This is a genomic window from Pseudomonas sp. MDV22-iso1 (assembly GCF_058145095.1).
The window spans coordinates 92,686-110,754 of record NZ_JBYVMF010000019.1 but is presented as its reverse complement, the minus strand read 5'-3'; the positions used below and the strand labels follow the sequence as shown (position 1 = coordinate 110,754).

Below are 18,069 nucleotides of genomic sequence, written 5' to 3'. Positions count from 1 at the left end.
CTGGCTTGCCAGCGATGGGGCCCTCACAGATAAATAGAATCATGATCGATCAGGCATAATCCGCCCCATTCAAATAACAAGGACGCCGCCCAGTGAGCTCAGTCAACAAGTCGATTTTGTTGGTCGATGACGATCAGGAGATACGCGAGTTGCTGGACACCTACCTGACCCGCGCCGGGTTCCAGGTGCGTACCACGCCCGACGGTGCAGGCTTTCGCCAGGCCCTGAACGAGGCTCCGAGCGATCTGGTGATCCTCGACGTGATGCTGCCGGACGAAGACGGTTTCAGTCTGTGCCGCTGGATTCGCCAGCACCCGCGCCAGGCGCAGGTGCCGATCATCATGCTCACCGCCAGTTCCGACGAAGCCGACCGCGTGATCGGCCTCGAACTGGGCGCTGACGACTACCTTGGCAAACCTTTCAGCCCCCGTGAATTGCAGGCACGCATCAAGGCCTTGTTGCGCCGTGCGCAGTTCGGTCAGGAGCGCTCCGGCAGTGAAGTGCTGGCCTTCGATGACTGGCGGCTGGACATGGTCAGCCATCGGCTGTTCCACATCGACGGTGAAGAAGTGATCCTCTCCGGCGCTGATTTCGCGTTGCTGAAACTGTTCCTCGATCACCCTCAGGAAATCCTCGACCGCGACACCATCGGCAATGCGACCCGGGGGCGCGACCTGATGCCGCTGGATCGCATCGTCGACATGGCGGTCAGCCGTCTGCGGCAACGCCTGCGCGACACCGAAAAACCTCCTCGACTGATCCGCACCGTGCGCGGCAGTGGCTACCAACTGGCAGCCAACGTGGTTGCCAGCAATGGTCACTGAGTTCTTCCGTAAGCTGGCCGCCCGGGTCCCGGTGCCGCGTTCGCTGCTCGGGCGGATGTTGCTGCTGACCTTGTTGGCGGTGCTGTTCGCTCAAACCTTGTCGAGTGTGATCTGGGTGTCGCAATTGCGCGCCACCCAGCTCGAGGGCCTGGTCACCAGTGCCCGTAGCCTCGCGCATTCGATGACCGCCAGTGTCAGTTACTTTCGCTCGTTGCCGGTGGCGTTCCGGCCACTGGTGCTCGACCAGTTGCGCAGCATGGGCGGTACCCGCTTCGTCGTGACCCTCAACGACAAACCCCTGGGCATGGAAGTGCTGCCAATCACCCCGCGCAAGGAAGCCGTGCTCAAAGCGGTGGACGAAGTGCTGCGCCAGTCCCTGGGCCACGACACCGATATCTCGGTGACCTTCGTCAGCCCCGAAGACCTGCGGATCTTCAACAGTGGGTTGAAACTGGATGAGTTGCCGCGTTCCTGGGCGCATTACGCGTTGACCCTGGAACCGGTAAACCCGCCGGTACTGGTCACGCAGATCCAGATGGCGCCGGGCGAGTGGCTGTACATCGCCTCGCTATTGCCCGAACCCTACACCAGCCTTGAAGAGCAGGGCCTGCCTGCGCAACAGGTTTGGTTCATCGTGCTTACCAGCGGTTTTCTGCTGTTGTTCATTGGCCTGCTGGTGCACTGGCAGAGTCGTCCGCTCAAGCGTCTTGCACGCGCGGCACGGGACATGTCGCTGGGGGCAGAAGTCGAGCCCGTAGCGGAGGGCGGTGGCAGTGAAGTGGTCGAGGTGGGCCGCGCCTTCAATGCCATGCGTGAACGCATCAGCCGTTACCTGACCGAGCGCAGCCAGTTGTTCAGCGCGATTTCCCATGACTTGCGCACACCGATTACCCGGCTGCGACTGCGGGTTGAATTGCTGGAAGACGAGCAGCTGCAAGCCAAGTTCGGCCGCGATCTCGACGAGCTGGAGCTGTTGGTCAAAGGCGCGCTGCAATGCGTGAAAGACACTGACATCCACGAGAATATCGAGCCGGTGGACCTGAACCACGTACTTGATTGTCTCGTGGAACCGTATCTGGCCCCCAACGGCAATGGCCGGGTCACTCAGCATGGACGGGCGCTGGCGGCGTATCCGGGTAAGCCGTTGGCGCTCAAGCGCTGCATTGGCAACCTGATCGACAACGCGTTGAAGTACGGACAGACCGCGCATTTGCACATCGATGACGATGAAAGTGCGTTCATCCTGCATGTCGATGATGAGGGTCCGGGCGTTCCCGAGCAGCGGCTGGAGCAGGTGTTCGAACCGCACTTTCGGTTGGCGGGACAGCAGCAGGGTTATGGGCTGGGGTTGGGAATTGCGCGCAACATTGCCCATAGCCATGGCGGGGAAGTCAGTTTGCAGAACCTGCGTGAAGGTGGGTTGCGGGTGACGTTGCAGTTGCCGCGTCCTATTGATTAACACACGGTCCTGGAGTGATTGCACCTCGTCCTGAGTTATTGCGTCTCTGTAGTTATTGCATCTCTGTGGCGAGGGGATTTATCCCCGTTGGGCTGCGAAGCGGCCCCAAAAAAAGGGCCTGCTGCGCAGTCCAACGGGGATAAATCCCCTCGCCACAAATCATCATTTTTCTGATACTTAGTCGGTATGTCACAGGCTGGTGACATAACTCGCCCCCTTCGTTACAAGCCCGTCCCCGCCCGTTGTTTAGACTGCCCCCAGTCATAACAACAAAAAAGGCACCCCATGCACACCTTCCAACCCGCCTTCAGCAGCTGGCTGAATGCACCTGCCCATCAGCAATGGCTCGCCGCAGAAGGCTTGCGTCTGCTGGCGTTTGCCAAGGCGTCCAGACTCCCCGAAGGCTTTGGCAACCTCGATGAAAAAGGCTGTCTCGCGGCTGACGCCCACGCTGAAACCATGAACACCGCCCGCATGACCCACAGCTTTGCCATGGCCCATATCCAGGGCTTGCCGGGCTATGCCGAGTTGGTGGATCACGGCGTAAAAGCCCTCAGTGGCCCATTGCGTGATGCTGAGCACGGGGGCTGGTTTGCGGCCGCACATCATCGGGATGGCAACACCGGCAAGGCCGCTTACTTGCATGCTTTCGTCGCGTTGGCGGCGAGCTCTGCGGTCGTCGCCCAGCGTCCCGGCGCCCAGGCGTTGCTCGATGATGCGATCGACATCATCGACAAGTATTTCTGGAGCGAGGAGGAGGGCGCCATGCGCGAGTCCTTCAGCCGTGACTGGGACGAAGAAGAACGTTATCGCGGTGCCAACAGCAACATGCACGCCACCGAAGCGTTCCTCGCCTTGGCCGATGTTACCGAAGACAACCGCTGGCTGTGCCGCGCCCAACGCATCGTCGAGCGTGTCATTCACGGTCACGCGGCGGCCAACGATTACCGCGTGGTCGAGCATTTCGACCGGGACTGGCAGCCGTTGCGCGATTACAACCACGACAATCGCGCCGATGGTTTCCGCCCTTACGGCACAACGCCGGGCCACGGTTTCGAATGGGCGCGGTTGTTGTTACACCTTGAAGCTGCGCGGGTTCAGGCCGGTATGCTCACACCGGGTTGGCTGGTCACGGATGCGCAGAAGCTCTTCGAGCGAAACTGCCTGTCCGGCTGGGAGGTCGACGGTGCACCGGGCATTGTCTACACCCTCGACTGGGACAATCGCGCGGTGGTGCGTCATCGTCTGCACTGGACGCATTGCGAAGCCAGCGCGGCTGCCAGCGCACTGCTCAAGCGCACCTTCGACGCACAATACGAAACCTGGTACCGACTGTTCTGGGACTTTTGTGACACTCATTTCATCGACCGTGAACAGGGCAGCTGGCACCACGAACTCGACCCGCAAAACCACCCGAGTGCCGACATCTGGGCGGGTAAGCCCGACCTGTATCACGCCTGGCAAGCGGTGTTGATCCCGCGCCTGCCACTGGCGCCGAGCATGGCGACCGCTCTGAAGCAGTTATCCCAGAGCGCTCCTGTGTAACCATGTGGTGACATTCGCACGTCCCTTCGTTACCTGCGAGGGGATCACTCCTGTTTAAAATCCGTGCAGCGCAAGCACCAGACTTGCATGCATAACAACAAGAAAGGTACTTCTAGATGAACGCGATTTCTCGCCTCGCTACGCTCATTTCTCTTGCCTCCCTGTCTGCGCTTCCTCTCAGTGCTCTTGCTGCCGATGCCAAAGGTTCGGTGGAAGTGGTTCACTGGTGGACGTCGGGTGGTGAAAAAGCAGCGGTCGATGTACTCAAGGCCCAAGTCGAAAAAGACGGCTTCACCTGGAAAGACGGCGCAGTCGCCGGCGGTGGCGGTGCTACTGCCATGACCGTACTGAAAAGCCGCGCAGTGGCCGGTAACCCGCCAGGCGTAGCGCAGATCAAAGGTCCGGACATTCAGGAATGGGCGTCCACCGGTCTGCTCGACACCGACGTGTTGAAAGATGCCGCCAAGTCGGAAAAGTGGGACAGCCTGCTCGACAAGAAAGTCTCCGATACCGTGAAGTACGAAGGTGACTACGTGGCTGTGCCGGTGAACATTCACCGCGTCAACTGGCTGTGGATCAATCCGGAAGTCTTCAAGAAAGCCGGCATCGACAAGGCACCTGCCACGCTCGAAGAATTCTACGCAGCGGGCGACAAGCTCAAGGCTGCGGGCTTCATTGCGCTTGCCCACGGCGGCCAGCCTTGGCAGGACAGCACTGTGTTCGAAGCGGTAGTGCTTTCGGTCATGGGTGTCGACGGTTACAAGAAGGCCCTGGTCGACCTCGACAACGCCACCCTGACCGGTCCGGAAATGGTCAAGGCGCTGACCGAACTGAAGAAAGTCTCGACCTACATGGATGCCGACGGCAAGGGTCAGGACTGGAACCTGGAAGCGGCCAAGGTCATCAACGGCAAGGCCGGCATGCAGATAATGGGTGACTGGGCCAAGAGCGAATGGACCGCAGCCAAGAAAGTCGCCGGCAAAGACTACGAGTGCGTAGCCTTCCCGGGCACCGACAAGGCGTTCACCTACAACATCGACTCCCTGGCTGTGTTCAAGCAGAAAGACGCGGGCACTGCGGCCGCTCAGCAGGACATTGCCAAGATCGTGTTGGGTGAAAATTTCCAGAAAGTCTTCAGCATCAACAAAGGCTCGATTCCCGTTCGAATCGACATGCTGAACGACATGGGCAAGTACGGTTTTGACGCCTGCGCCCAGACCGCTGCCAAGGACTTCCTGGCAGACGCCAAGTCCGGCGGCCTGCAACCGAGCATGGCGCACAACATGGCGACCACGCTGGCGGTACAGGGTGCGTTCTTTGATGTCGTGACCAACTTCATCAACGATCCGAAAGCCGATCCGGCCACCGCTGCCAAGCAACTCGGCACTGCCATCAAGGCTGCCAAGTAATGCTTGGCCTGTAGGAGCGAGCCTGCTCGCGATTGCGGTGTATCAGTTGATACATCCAGTGTCTGACACTCAGCTATCGCGAGCAGGCTCACTCCTACAGGGGAAGCATTTCCAAAAGTAATTTTTCTCTACGTACTGGATCTTCCCATGAGTTCTGTTGCTGTGTTCAGCAAAGCCTCGCCGTTCGATGCATTGCAGCGCTGGCTCCCCAAACTGGTGCTGGCGCCGAGCATGTTCATCGTCCTGGTGGGCTTCTATGGCTACATCCTCTGGACGTTCGTTCTGTCGTTCACCAGTTCGACCTTCCTGCCAACCTACAAATGGGCAGGACTGGCGCAATACCAGCGGCTGTTCGACAACGACCGTTGGTGGGTAGCGAGCAAGAACCTGGCGGTGTTCGGCGGCATGTTCATTGGTATCACCCTGGTGATCGGTGTGCTGCTGGCGGTGTTCCTCGACCAGCGCATTCGTCGCGAAGGCTTTATTCGCACCATCTACCTATACCCGATGGCGCTCTCGATGATCGTCACCGGTACTGCGTGGAAGTGGCTGCTCAACCCGGGCATGGGCCTGGACAAATTGTTGCGTGACTGGGGCTGGGAAGGCTTTCGCCTGGACTGGCTGGTCGACCCGGATCGCGTGGTGTATTGCCTGGTGATCGCAGCGGTGTGGCAAGCCTCGGGCTTCATCATGGCGATGTTCCTCGCCGGTTTGCGTGGCGTCGATCAATCGATCATCCGTGCCGCTCAGATCGATGGCGCGAGCATGCCGCGCATCTACCTGAAAGTGGTGCTGCCGAGCCTGCGTCCGGTGTTCTTCAGCGCCGTGATGATCCTGGCCCACATCGCGATCAAGAGCTTTGACCTGGTGGCGGCGATGACGGCCGGCGGCCCGGGTTACTCCTCCGATTTGCCTGCGATGTTCATGTATTCCTTCACCTTCAGTCGCGGCCAGATGGGCATGGGCTCGGCCAGTGCGATTCTGATGCTCGGTGCGATTCTCGCAATCATTGTGCCTTACCTGTACTCCGAGCTGAGGACCAAGCGTCATGACTAGTTTCGCTGCCAAACCTTCCATCAGCCTGAGTCGCATCGCGATCTACGCGGTGCTGATCCTTGCGGTGTTTCTGTACCTGATACCGCTGGTGGTCATGCTGTTGACCAGCTTCAAGACACCGGAAGACATCAACACCGGCAACTTGCTGAGCTGGCCGACCGTGATCACCGGCATTGGCTGGATCAAGGCCTGGGCCACGGTCGACGGGTATTTCTGGAACTCGATCAAGATCACCGTTCCGGCGGTGCTGATCTCCACAGCGATTGGTGCGTTGAACGGCTATGTGCTGTCGATGTGGCGCTTCCGTGGTTCGCAGCTGTTCTTCGGCCTGTTGCTGTTCGGTTGCTTCCTGCCGTTCCAGACCGTCCTGCTGCCAGCCTCGTTCACCCTCGGCAAGATGGGCTTGGCCAGCACCACCACCGGCCTGGTGTTCGTGCACGTGGTTTATGGCCTGGCGTTCACCACACTGTTTTTCCGCAACTACTACGTCAGCGTTCCCGATGCATTGGTGAAAGCGGCGCGGCTGGATGGCGCGGGTTTTTTCACCATCTTCCGCCTGATCATCCTGCCGATGTCCACGCCGATCATCATGGTCTGCCTGATCTGGCAGTTCACCCAGATCTGGAACGACTTCCTGTTCGGTGTGGTGTTCTCCAGCGGTGATTCGCAACCCATCACGGTGGCGTTGAACAACTTGGTCAACACCAGTACCGGGGCCAAGGAATACAACGTTGATATGGCGGCGGCGATGATCGCCGGGCTGCCGACCCTGCTGGTCTATGTGGTCGCAGGCAAGTATTTCGTGCGCGGGCTGACGGCCGGCGCAGTCAAGGGGTAATCATGGCTACGCTCGAACTTCGCAATGTAAACAAGACTTATGGCCCGGGCTTGCCGGACACCCTCAAGGACATCGATCTGTCGATCAAGGACGGCGAGTTCCTGATCCTGGTCGGGCCTTCGGGGTGCGGCAAGTCGACGCTCATGAATTGCATCGCCGGCCTCGAGAGCATCACCGGCGGCGCGATCATGATCGATGACCAGGACGTCAGCGGCATGAGCCCGAAAGATCGCGACATCGCCATGGTGTTCCAGTCCTATGCGCTGTACCCGACCATGAGCGTGCGCGAGAACATCGCCTTCGGTTTGAAGATTCGCAAAATGCCGGCCGCCGACATCGACGCCGAAGTGGCGCGCGTGTCCAAGCTGCTGCAGATCGAGCACCTGCTCAATCGCAAGCCGGGCCAACTCTCCGGCGGTCAGCAACAGCGCGTGGCGATGGGCCGTGCCTTGGCGCGGCGGCCGAAGATCTACCTGTTCGACGAGCCACTGTCCAACCTCGACGCCAAGCTGCGCGTCGAGATGCGCACTGAAATGAAACTGATGCACCAGCGCCTGAAAACCACCACCGTCTACGTGACCCACGACCAGATCGAAGCGATGACCCTGGGTGACAGAGTGGCGGTGATGAAGGACGGGATCATCCAGCAGTTCGGCACGCCGAAAGACATCTATAACAACCCGGCCAATCTGTTCGTGGCGAGCTTCATCGGTTCGCCGCCGATGAACTTCATCCCCCTGCGTTTGCAACGCAAGGACGGCCGTCTGGTGGCGCTGCTCGACAGTGGCCAGGCCCGTTGCGAGTTGCCGTTGGGCATGCAGGACGCCGGCCTGGAAGATCGTGAAGTGATCCTCGGTTTGCGTCCGGAGCAGATCGTACTGGCGGGTAACGAGCCGAACGCGCTGCCGACCATTCGCGCCGAAGTACAGGTCACCGAGCCGACCGGTCCGGACACGCTGGTGTTCGTGAATCTCAACGACACCAAAGTCTGCTGCCGCTTGGCGCCGGATGTTGCGCCGGCCGTGGGCGAGACCCTGACCCTGCAATTCGATCCGTCGAAAGTGCTGCTGTTCGATGCAAAGACCGGGGAGCGCCTGGGCGTGGCCGGCGTGCCAAAAGCGGAAGCTCATGCGGGCAACGTGACCCAGTTCAAAGGCCGCTGAAGAACGAAATGTGGGAGCGAGCTTTTGTGGCGAGGGGATTTATCCCCGTAGAACTGCGCAGCAGTCCTTCTTTTTGGGTCGCTTCGCAACCCAACGGGGATAAATCCCTTCGCCACAGAGCCCGCTCCCACAGGGGATGTAAACCGCGTTAGAAAATAAAAGTTAATAACAATAAAACGAGGATGTAGGGATGAAGAAGAACAACAACGCTCAGCTTATCTGCCAGTTGTCAGCCGTTGCGGCAATGATGCTGGCCGGTAGCGTGCACGCGGCTGACGCGTTTAGCGCCGACTCCGAATGGATGACCGGTGATTGGGGCGGTGAGCGGACCCGGCTGATCGAGCAGGGCGTCGACATCAAGATGGACTACGTTGGTGAAGTCGGCGGTAACCTTCACGGCGGCTACAACAACGACAAGACGGCGCGCTACTCCGACCAGTTTGGCCTGGGCGTGGCACTGGACCTGCAAAAACTGATGGGCTGGGACAACACCCAGGCCAAGATCCAGCTCACCAACCGTAACGGTGAAAACATCTCCAATGACCGTGTCGGCGATCCGCGCGCGGGGACCTTGAGTTCCTCCCAGGAAGTCTACGGCCGTGGTCATATGGTCCGACTGACCCAGTTGTGGATCAAGCATCAGTTCTTCGACAACCAGCTCGACGTTAAAGCCGGTTATTTTGGCGAAGGTGAAGACTTCAACACCTTCCCGTGCGAGTTCCAGAACCTGGCGTTCTGCGGCTCCCAAGTGGGTAACTGGGCCACCAACATCTGGTACAACTGGCCGGTCAGCCAGGCGGCGATCCGCCTGAAGTGGAACATCTCGCCTGAGTTCTATGCGCAGATCGGTGCGTACAACCAGAACCCGTCGCAACTGGAACACGGTAACGGCTTCAAGCTCAGCGGCAGTGGCACGGCGGGCACCGTCTTGCCGGTTGAACTGGTCTGGCTGCCGAACCCGAACAAACTGCCGGGCGAATACCGTGTCGGTTACTACAAGAGCACGGCCAAGGCCGATGACGTTCTTGAAGACGACAATGGCAATAATGCCGCCACCAGCGGCAACGCCTATCGTAGCCACAGCAGCAAGTCCGGCTACTGGTTCGTTGCGCAGCAACAACTCACCAGCCACAACGGTGACGCGACGCGTGGTCTGAACATCGCCGCGAACGCCACGTTCCACGACAAGGACACCAACATCGTCGACAACTACCAGTCGCTGATGTTTGTGTACAAGGGCCCGTTCGACGCACGTCCGAAAGATGACGTCGGTATCGGTGCCGCCCGTATCCACGTCAACGATGACGTGAAGAAAAACGCCGAGTTGGTCAACGCCTCCAACAACGTCACTGACTACCAGGACCCACTGTTCGCGCCACTGCGTAACACCGAATACAACTACGAGATCAACTACGGCTTCCACGTGACCAACTGGTTGACCGTGCGTCCGAACCTGCAATACATCACTCACCCGGGCGGTGTGGATGAAGTGGATAACGCGCTGGTGGCCGGCCTGAAAATTCAGTCGGTGTTCTAACGCTGTTGCGATAAGCTCCTCTCTATGTGCGCATGTTTGCGGACGGCCAAGGCTGTCCGCTTTTTTTTGTGTGGTATGTGAAAGCACAACTGTGGCGAGGGGATTTAGCGAAACGTCGCACCGCCCCGTTGGGCTGCGAAGCGGCCCCCGAATTTGATACTGCGGTGTGTCAGGAACACCATACGCAATGGTTTACGACTGCTTCGCAGTCGAACGGGGATAAATCCCCTCGCCACAGTGTTCGATGAACACAGAAATATGAGTTCACCCATGATTTCCAGGACCGCGGCACATGCATGAGCATCCGCTACAACGCTTCTTCAAATCCTTGCGCGAACGTCCGGTGTTCGCGTGGGAGCGCTATCAAATGCGCGACGTGTTGGTGATCGACCATCCGTTGTGCCAGGCGGTGTTCAGCCGTCAGGGGGCGCAGCTGTTGCACTTCCAGCCGAAGGGGCAGAAACCCTGGCTCTGGTGTGCAGCAAAGTGGCCACACGTGGGTGCGATTCGCGGCGGTGTCCCGGTGTGCTGGCCATGGTACGGCCGCCACCCGAGCGAAAACGCCTGGCCGTCCCATGGTTGGGCCCGGCTGCTTGACTGGAAACTGCTCGACAGCAGCACCGATGAACAGGGCGTGCACCTGCACTGGCAATTGCAGTTATGCGATTGGCAGGTGGATTTGCATGCGCACTTGGGCGACCGCATGGACCTGCGCTTGAGCACTGAGCATCAAGACAGCCTGCCGTGCCAGTTGAGCCAGGCTTTGCACGCCTATTGGCGTATTGGTGATGTGGGTGAGGTAGCGCTGTCTGGCCTCGACGGGGCGCACGGTTATGACCAGTTGAATCGCCAGGTGTGCCAGCAGGAAGGAGAGTTGCGAGTGGAGGGCGGTTGTCAGCGGGTGTTCCAGCACGACGGCGAATTGCAGCTCAAGGACCATGCCTGGCAGCGGGAATTGTGTATCGACACGGGCGACGATGCGGACACGGTGGTCTGGCATCCCGGGACGCGGCCGTTGCTGGGGGTGAGCTGGAATGAGGTCTGCGAGTTTGTCTGCGTTGAGGCCACGAGCGGTGGCGGCGAAAGCCGGAGCCTGGCGCCGGGGCAGAAAGCTCATCTGAGTTTGCAGGCGCGGGTTGGGGTTTAGTTCAAGGGTTGCAGTGCCTGGACTGCCGTCATCGCGAGCAGGCTCACTCCCACATTTGATTTCAGTGAACACACCATTTGTGTTCAACGCCAAACCCCTGTGGGAGCGAGCCTGCTCGCGATGAGGCCGAATTTGTCAACGCAAATGCCGGGTTAGTTGAACTCATCCCCAACCGGATACCGGCTCGCATTCAAACTCTCTTTGATCTTGCGCAGGTGTGGCTGGAAATCCACGCCGCGGCGCAATGTCATGCCGGTCGCCAGCACATCCAGTACGGTCAGCTGAATGATTCGTGACGTCATCGGCATATAGATGTCCGTGTCTTCCGGCAGCGGAATGTTCAGGCTCAAGGTGCTGGCCTTGGCCAATGGCGATCCCTCCGCCGTCAGACCCAATACCGAAGCGCCGTTTTCCCGGGCGATGCGGGCCACTTCCACCAGCTCGCGAGTACGGCCGGTGTAGGAAATGATCACAAACAACTCACCGGTGTGCGCCACGGAAGCAATCATGCGCTGCATCAGCACGTCGGCATGGGCAGTGACGGCCAGGTTGAAGCGGAAGAACTTGTGCTGCGCATCGAGCGCCACCGGGGCCGAGGCGCCGAGGCCGAAGAAGTGGATTTGCCGGGCCTGGATCAACAGGTCGACGGCGCGACTGATCAGGTTCGGGTCCAGGGCCTGCAACGCGCTGTCCAGAGAGGCGATGGCACTGCCGAAGATCTTCTTGGTATAGGCCTCCGGATTGTCATCAGCCTCGACCGCGCGGCTGACGTATGCCGCGCCACTGGCCAGGCTCTGGGCCAATTGAAGCTTGAGTTCGGGATAGCCGCTGACACCGAAGGAACGGCAGAAACGGTTGACCGTCGGCTCGCTGACCTTTGAGGCCTGGGCGAGGGCGGCGATGCTGAAGCGGGTGGCCTGCTGTGGATTAAGCAGAATCACTTCGGCAACTTTGCGTTCGGCCTTGTTCAGGTCTTCAAGGCGATTCTGGATCTGTTCCAGTAAATTTCGCACGCGGTCCATATTGATTCCTTAGCTCCGCAAACAAGAGAGCAATGCAAATTAGGGCCCCGGCTATGCAAATTGGGACTTTGATCGGGCCGGTCACGGTGGCCTATCCTACTGATGGCTCCGACCGACCACCACTCGGAATCCACATTTTGCGAAAATGTTGTGGTTATTACTACATTTTCTCTTGAGCGATACCTTAAAAAAAGGTATTTGTAGCTTAACTTGATAAAAGAACAAACATCATGCCTTCGATTACGGTTGAACCGTGCACCTTTGCCTTGTTCGGCGCCCTCGGCGATCTGGCCTTGCGCAAGCTGTTTCCAGCGCTCTATCAGCTCGATGGCGCGGGCCTGCTGCACGAGGACACACGCATTATCGCCCTGGCCCGTGAGCCTGGCAGCGAGCAGGAGCACCTGGCGCTCATCGCCACCGAGCTGCGCCGTTATGTCGGTGCCGCAGAACTGGACGAAACCGTCGTTGAACGCTTCCTTGCCCGTTTGAGCTACCTGCACGTCGACTTCCTCAAGGCTGACGATTACGTCGCCCTGGCCGAACAGGCCGGCACCGCGCAACGAGTGATTGCTTATTTCGCCACGCCGGCCGCTGTGTATGGCGCGATCTGCGAGAACCTGGCAAGGGTCGGCCTGGCCGAAAACACCCGCGTCGTGCTGGAAAAGCCCATCGGCTCGGACCTGGAATCCTCGCGCAAGGTCAACGACGCCGTGGCGCAGTTCTTCCCGGAGAACCGCACCTACCGCATCGACCACTACCTGGGCAAAGAAACCGTCCAGAACCTCATCGCCCTGCGCTTCGCCAACAGCCTGTTCGAAACCCAGTGGAACCAGAACTACATCTCCCACGTGGAAATCACCGTGGCCGAGAAAGTGGGAATCGAGGGCCGCTGGGGTTATTTCGACAAGGCCGGTCAGCTGCGGGACATGATCCAGAATCACCTGTTGCAGCTGCTTTGCCTGATCGCCATGGACCCGCCGGCCGACCTGTCCGCCGACAGCATTCGCGATGAGAAAGTCAAAGTGCTCAAGGCACTGGCGCCGATCAGTCCGGAAGGCCTGACCACTCAGGTGGTGCGCGGTCAGTACATCGCCGGTTACAGCGAAGGCAAACCGGTACCGGGCTATCTGGAAGAACCGAATTCCAACACCCAGAGCGACACCGAAACGTTCGTCGCGCTGCGTGCCGATATCCGCAACTGGCGTTGGGCCGGCGTGCCGTTTTACCTGCGCACCGGCAAGCGCATGCCGCAAAAGCTCTCGCAGATCGTCATCCACTTCAAGGAACCGTCCCACTACATCTTCGCCCCGGAACAGCGCCTGCAGATCAGCAACAAACTGATCATCCGCCTGCAACCGGACGAAGGTATTTCCTTGCGTGTGATGACCAAGGAGCAAGGCCTGGACAAGGGCATGCAGTTGCGCAGTGGTCCGTTGCAGCTGAATTTTTCCGACACCTATCGCAGCGCTCGGATCCCCGATGCCTACGAGCGGTTGTTGCTGGAAGTGATGCGCGGCAATCAGAACCTGTTTGTCCGTAAAGATGAAATCGAAGCCGCGTGGAAGTGGTGCGACCAGTTGATCGCCGGGTGGAAAAAATCCGGTGATGCGCCCAAGCCGTACGCGGCCGGGTCCTGGGGACCGATGAGTTCCATTGCACTGATCACGCGGGATGGGAGGTCGTGGTATGGCGATATCTAAATTGAAACTGCCTCAGGGCGTCAGCGCTCATGAGTTCAAGAGCCCGGTGTTGCTGGCTGAAGGCCTGGCACTGACCGTTGCCAGACAACTGAGCGAAGCCATCGATGCCACTGGCACCGCCACATTGGTGGTGTCGGGTGGGCGCAGCCCGGTGGCGTTTTTCCAGCACCTGGCCAAACAGCCGCTGGACTGGTCCATGGTTGTCGTGACCCTGGCCGACGAGCGCTGGGTGCCGGTGGAACATGCCGACAGCAATGCCGGTTTGCTCAAGCGTTACCTGTTGCAAGGTCCGGCGGCGAAGGCGAAGTTTCTGAGCCTGTACAGCGCTACCGCCAGCCTTGAACTGGCCGCCGAGCAGGCCGATCGCTTGCTCGCCGAGCTGCCACCCATCGATGTGCTGATTCTGGGCATGGGCGACGACGGCCACACCGCCTCGCTATTCCCCAACAGTCCGAACCTGGCCGACGCGCTGAAAGTCGACGGTACACGTCGTTGCTATCCGATGCTGGCGCCGACTGTTCCGCATCAACGCCTGACCATGAGTCGTGCGTTGCTGGCTTCGGCCAAGAACACTGTTCTATCGATTTCCGGTCAGTCCAAGCTGACCACCCTCAGTGCCGCATTGGCCGGTGACGATGTCGCCGCCATGCCGATTCGCGCGTTTCTGCAACCTACGTTAGAGATTTACTGGTGCCCATGAGCCAAGGATCAGCCGCTATGAAAAACACTTCCCCGACCCTTTCCATGGCGGACAAAGTTGCCCTGATAGACAGCCTCTGCGCCAAAGCGCGGATTCTGCCGGTGATTACCATCGCTCGCGAACAGGACGTTCTGCCCCTGGCCGATGCCCTGGCTGCTGGTGGCCTGACCGCCCTGGAAGTGACCCTGCGTTCGCAGTTCGGCCTCAAAGCCATCCAGATTCTGCGCGAGCAGCGTCCGGAGCTGGTGACCGGTGCCGGTACCGTGCTGGATCGCAGCATGCTGGCAGCGGCCGAAGCGGCCGGTTCGCAGTTCATCGTTACCCCGGGCATCACCCGTGATCTGCTCGAAGCCAGCGTCGACAGCCCGATTCCGCTGTTGCCAGGCATCAGCAACGCCTCGGGCATCATGGAAGGCTACGGCCTGGGTTATCGCCGCTTCAAGCTGTTCCCGGCGGAAGTCAGCGGCGGCGTCGCGGCCATCAAGGCCTTGGGTGGCCCGTTCGGCGAAGTGAAATTCTGCCCGACTGGCGGCGTCAGCCCTGCCAACATCAAGAGCTACATGGCGTTGAAAAACGTGATGTGCGTGGGCGGTAGCTGGATGCTTGATCCAGAATGGATCAAGAACGGCGACTGGGCCCGCATTCAGGAATGCACCGCCGAGGCTTTGGCGCTGCTGGACTGATCAATCCCAAACACTTCGTTGTGTGTTCTACGGCTTTACGGTGCGCTTGGTCGGTGCACCGTTTTTTTTTGCCTTGAATATTGTGGCTGCCGACACGCTTTTTGTAGCCGCTGGCGAAGCCTGCGTCCGGCTGCGTAGCAGCTGTAAAACCAGAATGTAGGATTTACCTGACACACTGCGTGCACTGGATTACGACTGCTGCGCAGCCGGACGCAGGCTTCGCCAGCTGCTACAGAGGTGGTCACCGGCAGACATCAGCGCAGTTCATCCAGCGCCCGGACCAGCAACGCCATCTCCGCTGCCGTCGTGGTTAGCCCCGGTGTAATCCGGATACAAGGCCCGCACGCCGCGCCCGTACGCACCACGGTAAACAGGTTGTACTCATTGAGGAGCCGCTCGGCCATGACCTGCTGATCGGTGTGCCGGGTGAAGCGCATCGCGGTGATGCCGCAGTACAGGCGGGGATCATCCGGGGTCATGACTTCGATACCGGGCAGGTCGCGCACGGCCTTCACCCACTGGTTGCGCAAGTAATTCAACCGCGACCCCTTCGCCGGGGAACCGCCCATGGACTGGTGCTCTTCGAACACCAGCGGCAGCGTCATCAGTGCCGGGATGTTGGGCGTGCTGTAGGACGTACGTGCGCGAATGTCGTTGATCGCAAAGTGCATCTCGCCCATGTCCGGATCGATATCGGCCAGACGCTGCTCGGCGATGTACATAAAGCCCAGCGTCAGCGGTGCACCGATCCATTTGTGCAGATTGAAGCCCGCGAAGGCGATACCCAGCGCTTCGAGATCGAATGCAATCTGCCCGAGCGCATGAGCGCCATCAAGGATCACGTCGATCCCATGCTCCTTGGCCGCGGCGGCGATGGCCTGTACCGGCATGACCAATCCGGTGCGATGGGTGACGTGCGTCAGGGCCATCAGCTTGAGTCCTGGATGGCGCGCGAACGCCTCACGATAGCTGGCCAGTAAGTTGTCAAAGGTGGCCGGGTGAGGGTGGTCAATCTCGATGACTTCAACACCGCGATGGCGCGCCAGCCAACGCATGGCGCCTTTGACGGTGTCGTATTCCAGGTCGCTGATCAGAACCTGATCACCCGGCTGCAGGCGGTTGTAGTTGCGGATCAGCGATTGCAAGCCATCTGTTGCGTTGCGGGTAAGGGCGATGGTTTGCGCACGTACACCCACCATCTCGGCAAGCTGGGCGCGAATGTCCAGGCTCTCGCCCAGTTCAAACCGCCGACGCACGTGCACCGAGTTGCTGCGATTGATCAACTCGATGTTGCGCTGATACTCCTCGACCACCGTGCGCGACATGCGACCGAAGTAACCGTTTTCCAGGTTTATCGGGCCAGGTTCGACCGCGTAGCGGTCGGCAAAGGTTTCCCAGAAGTCTTCATCACGGGCGCGCAGCGTGTTATCGGGCATGGGCTTCTCGATAGGGCGTAGGTCAGGGTATTGCCGGATCAGTGGCGCGGGGCAGGTCTGCCATGCTTGGCGCGCAGCGGTTCGAGCAAGTCCGATAAACCGTTATGGTCAATTTCCTGCATCAAGGCCAGCAAGCCACCCAATTCACCATGAGGAAAACCTTCACGGGCGAACCAGTTCAGGTATTGGCCGGGCAGGTCGGCAATGATCCGGCCTTTGTATTTGCCGAAGGGCATTTCGCGGGTGATCAACAGTTCGAGCTTTTCCGGGTTCATCGATAGGTCGTCTTGATTCAGTCAGTCTGGAAAATACAGGCATTCTGCATGCAGGCCAAATGACAGATCATGCAAAACACGCGGATGCAGATTTACAGTTAAAAAATAACTTATTGATAAATAACGATTAATTTGTAATTCCAAAGCTGGCATGCAGGGTGCAATAGCTATTGCATCTTTCATCAACCCGCAAGGAATTGAAAAATGACCGACATGAATAAAGAAGCCATCTCTGTACTCAACGACCTGATTGAAACCTGCAAAGACGGTCAGGAAGGGTTCAAGACTTGCGCCGAAGACATCAAGCACCCAGAACTTAAAACCCTGTTCGTGACTCGTTCTGCCGATTGTGCAACCGCTGCTGCTGAACTGCAGTCTGCCGTACGTTCAATGGGTGGCGATCCGGAAACCTCTACCAGTGTGAGTGGTGACCTGCACCGCCGTTGGGTAGACGTGAAGTCGATGTTCACCGGCAAGGACGAAGAAGCCGTGTTGAACGAAGCTGAGCGCGGTGAAGACCATGCACTGAAGGCTTACAAAGAAGCCATCGAAAAAATCAACAAGCACAACCTGGTCGGTATTCGTGATCTGGTTGAACGTCAGTACCACGGCGTGCAACGCAATCATGATCAGGTGAAAGCCCTGCGTAATCAGGCTCGCGCCCGTTCGTAAGGGTTGTAGCCGATAAAAAAACGCCTGTTAATCAGGCGTTTTTTACATCAAAAGATCGCAGCCTGCGGCAGCTCCTGCATTGGAATGCGTTTCCTGTAGGAGTTGCCGCAGGCTGCGATCTTTTTGTTGAGTCAGCCGATGCTGATGGCCGGCAGGGTAGGCAGCGTCACGGTTTGCTGTTTACGCGGAGCCAGGATCTCCGCTTCGCCATCAACAACCAACTCATCACGCTGGTTGAAAACGCGGGTCGCAATGCGCACGCGAAACTTCGGCAGTTTCTCCAGAATTTCCAGGCGCACGGTCAGCGTGTCACCAATCTTCACCGGCTTCTGAAAGCTCATTTGCTGGCCGATATAGATAGTGCCTGGCCCAGGCAACTCGCAGGCCACGGCGGCACTGATCAGCGCACCGCTGAACATGCCATGGGCGATGCGCTCCTTGAACATCGTGCCCGCGGCGAATTCGGCGTCCAGATGCACAGGGTTATGGTCGCCAGACATGGCGGCGAACAGCTGGATATCGCGCTCTTCGACCAGTTTGCTGTAGCTGGCAGTCTGGCCGACTTCGAGTGCTTCGTACGGGGTGTTGGTAACCTGGGTCATC

17 protein-coding genes are annotated in these 18,069 nt (G+C 59.1%); 13 read left to right on the top strand and 4 right to left on the bottom strand.

The window, feature by feature from the left end; translation table 11 throughout:
• The first annotated feature begins 92 nt into the window (after positions 1–92).
• From AC3ZVB_RS20895 to AC3ZVB_RS20855, 9 genes are all read left to right on the top strand, one after another.
• Positions 93–824 (top strand): response regulator, encoded by a 732-nt coding sequence (locus tag AC3ZVB_RS20895; RefSeq protein WP_007903365.1) that lies wholly within the window; start codon positions 93–95, stop codon positions 822–824.
• A complete protein-coding gene (locus AC3ZVB_RS20890) occupies positions 814–2,283 on the top strand; it encodes an ATP-binding protein (protein WP_194693726.1) in 1,470 nt (489 codons plus the stop codon). Before AC3ZVB_RS20895 ends, AC3ZVB_RS20890 begins: the two co-directional genes overlap by 11 nt.
• A 285-nt stretch (positions 2,284–2,568) precedes the next feature.
• Positions 2,569–3,828: a D-mannose isomerase gene (locus AC3ZVB_RS20885; RefSeq protein WP_490147618.1), complete on the top strand. Its 1,260-nt coding sequence runs from the start codon at positions 2,569–2,571 to the stop codon at positions 3,826–3,828.
• Between the two features lie 116 nt (positions 3,829–3,944).
• Positions 3,945–5,237, top strand: coding sequence for an ABC transporter substrate-binding protein (locus tag AC3ZVB_RS20880; RefSeq protein ID WP_194693728.1), 1,293 nt, complete (start codon positions 3,945–3,947; stop codon positions 5,235–5,237).
• 147 nt (positions 5,238–5,384) lie between these two features.
• Positions 5,385–6,293 (top strand): carbohydrate ABC transporter permease, encoded by a 909-nt coding sequence (locus AC3ZVB_RS20875; RefSeq protein WP_162440213.1) that lies wholly within the window; start codon positions 5,385–5,387, stop codon positions 6,291–6,293.
• A complete protein-coding gene (locus AC3ZVB_RS20870) occupies positions 6,286–7,131 on the top strand; it encodes a carbohydrate ABC transporter permease (RefSeq protein WP_162440214.1) in 846 nt (281 codons plus the stop codon). The genes AC3ZVB_RS20875 and AC3ZVB_RS20870 overlap by 8 nt, the downstream gene beginning before the upstream one ends.
• 2 nt (positions 7,132–7,133) lie before the next feature.
• Positions 7,134–8,294 (top strand): ABC transporter ATP-binding protein, encoded by a 1,161-nt coding sequence (locus AC3ZVB_RS20865; RefSeq protein ID WP_490147617.1) that lies wholly within the window; start codon positions 7,134–7,136, stop codon positions 8,292–8,294.
• A 190-nt stretch (positions 8,295–8,484) separates the two neighbouring features.
• Positions 8,485–9,831, top strand: a complete 1,347-nt coding sequence (locus AC3ZVB_RS20860; RefSeq protein ID WP_162440216.1) for a carbohydrate porin — start codon at positions 8,485–8,487, stop codon at positions 9,829–9,831.
• 292 nt (positions 9,832–10,123) lie between these two features.
• Complete coding sequence (locus tag AC3ZVB_RS20855; RefSeq protein WP_490147616.1) at positions 10,124–10,978, top strand: D-hexose-6-phosphate mutarotase; 855 nt, start codon at positions 10,124–10,126, stop codon at positions 10,976–10,978.
• Positions 10,979–11,130: 152 nt separating this feature from the next.
• Here the strand turns inward: AC3ZVB_RS20855 and AC3ZVB_RS20850 are convergent, their stop codons facing one another.
• Complete coding sequence (locus AC3ZVB_RS20850; protein WP_175649041.1) at positions 11,131–11,991, bottom strand: MurR/RpiR family transcriptional regulator; 861 nt, start codon at positions 11,989–11,991, stop codon at positions 11,131–11,133.
• 239 nt (positions 11,992–12,230) lie between these two features.
• On the opposite strand from AC3ZVB_RS20850, the gene zwf reads away from it, so the two are divergent.
• Genes zwf through AC3ZVB_RS20835 form a run of 3 tightly spaced genes read left to right on the top strand, consistent with a single transcriptional unit; the run spans position 12,231 to position 15,083 of the window.
• Positions 12,231–13,700, top strand: a complete 1,470-nt coding sequence (zwf, locus tag AC3ZVB_RS20845; protein ID WP_162440218.1) for a glucose-6-phosphate dehydrogenase — start codon at positions 12,231–12,233, stop codon at positions 13,698–13,700.
• Positions 13,687–14,400, top strand: a complete 714-nt coding sequence (pgl, locus tag AC3ZVB_RS20840; protein ID WP_490147615.1) for a 6-phosphogluconolactonase — start codon at positions 13,687–13,689, stop codon at positions 14,398–14,400. The genes zwf and pgl overlap by 14 nt, the downstream gene beginning before the upstream one ends.
• Before the next feature lie 17 nt (positions 14,401–14,417).
• Positions 14,418–15,083: a bifunctional 4-hydroxy-2-oxoglutarate aldolase/2-dehydro-3-deoxy-phosphogluconate aldolase gene (locus AC3ZVB_RS20835; protein WP_162440220.1), complete on the top strand. Its 666-nt coding sequence runs from the start codon at positions 14,418–14,420 to the stop codon at positions 15,081–15,083.
• Between the two features lie 254 nt (positions 15,084–15,337).
• Here AC3ZVB_RS20835 and AC3ZVB_RS20830 read toward each other — a convergent pair whose 3' ends face one another.
• On the bottom strand, positions 15,338–16,519 hold the full coding sequence (locus AC3ZVB_RS20830; RefSeq protein ID WP_490147614.1) for an aminotransferase class V-fold PLP-dependent enzyme: 1,182 nt from the start codon (positions 16,517–16,519) through the stop codon (positions 15,338–15,340).
• A gap of 38 nt (positions 16,520–16,557) precedes the next feature.
• Positions 16,558–16,794 carry a DUF3820 family protein gene (locus tag AC3ZVB_RS20825; RefSeq protein WP_162440222.1) on the bottom strand — a complete coding sequence of 79 codons (237 nt, stop codon included), beginning with the start codon at positions 16,792–16,794 and terminating at the stop codon, positions 16,558–16,560.
• A 204-nt stretch (positions 16,795–16,998) separates the two neighbouring features.
• On the opposite strand from AC3ZVB_RS20825, the gene AC3ZVB_RS20820 reads away from it, so the two are divergent.
• Positions 16,999–17,466, top strand: a complete 468-nt coding sequence (locus AC3ZVB_RS20820; RefSeq protein ID WP_162440223.1) for a ferritin-like domain-containing protein — start codon at positions 16,999–17,001, stop codon at positions 17,464–17,466.
• A 131-nt stretch (positions 17,467–17,597) separates the two neighbouring features.
• Here the strand turns inward: AC3ZVB_RS20820 and AC3ZVB_RS20815 are convergent, their stop codons facing one another.
• Positions 17,598–18,068 (bottom strand): MaoC family dehydratase, encoded by a 471-nt coding sequence (locus tag AC3ZVB_RS20815; protein ID WP_162438644.1) that lies wholly within the window; start codon positions 18,066–18,068, stop codon positions 17,598–17,600.
• Position 18,069 lies beyond the last annotated feature (1 nt).

Bases quoted from the DNA above. Each gene is read 5' to 3' on its own strand.
- AC3ZVB_RS20890 (WP_194693726.1), top strand. From the start codon at position 814: ATGGTCACTGAGTTCTTCCGTAAGCTGGCCGCCCGGGTCCCGGTGCCG.
- AC3ZVB_RS20885 (WP_490147618.1), top strand. From the start codon at position 2,569: ATGCACACCTTCCAACCCGCCTTCAGCAGCTGGCTGAATGCACCTGCC.
- AC3ZVB_RS20880 (WP_194693728.1), top strand. From the start codon at position 3,945: ATGAACGCGATTTCTCGCCTCGCTACGCTCATTTCTCTTGCCTCCCTG.
- AC3ZVB_RS20875 (WP_162440213.1), top strand. From the start codon at position 5,385: ATGAGTTCTGTTGCTGTGTTCAGCAAAGCCTCGCCGTTCGATGCATTG.
- AC3ZVB_RS20870 (WP_162440214.1), top strand. From the start codon at position 6,286: ATGACTAGTTTCGCTGCCAAACCTTCCATCAGCCTGAGTCGCATCGCG.
- AC3ZVB_RS20865 (WP_490147617.1), top strand. From the start codon at position 7,134: ATGGCTACGCTCGAACTTCGCAATGTAAACAAGACTTATGGCCCGGGC.
- AC3ZVB_RS20860 (WP_162440216.1), top strand. From the start codon at position 8,485: ATGAAGAAGAACAACAACGCTCAGCTTATCTGCCAGTTGTCAGCCGTT.
- AC3ZVB_RS20855 (WP_490147616.1), top strand. From the start codon at position 10,124: ATGCATGAGCATCCGCTACAACGCTTCTTCAAATCCTTGCGCGAACGT.
- zwf (WP_162440218.1), top strand. From the start codon at position 12,231: ATGCCTTCGATTACGGTTGAACCGTGCACCTTTGCCTTGTTCGGCGCC.
- pgl (WP_490147615.1), top strand. From the start codon at position 13,687: ATGGCGATATCTAAATTGAAACTGCCTCAGGGCGTCAGCGCTCATGAG.
- AC3ZVB_RS20835 (WP_162440220.1), top strand. From the start codon at position 14,418: ATGAAAAACACTTCCCCGACCCTTTCCATGGCGGACAAAGTTGCCCTG.
- AC3ZVB_RS20830 (WP_490147614.1), bottom strand. From the start codon at position 16,519: ATGCCCGATAACACGCTGCGCGCCCGTGATGAAGACTTCTGGGAAACC.
- AC3ZVB_RS20825 (WP_162440222.1), bottom strand. From the start codon at position 16,794: ATGAACCCGGAAAAGCTCGAACTGTTGATCACCCGCGAAATGCCCTTC.
- AC3ZVB_RS20820 (WP_162440223.1), top strand. From the start codon at position 16,999: ATGACCGACATGAATAAAGAAGCCATCTCTGTACTCAACGACCTGATT.
- AC3ZVB_RS20815 (WP_162438644.1), bottom strand. From the start codon at position 18,068: ATGACCCAGGTTACCAACACCCCGTACGAAGCACTCGAAGTCGGCCAG.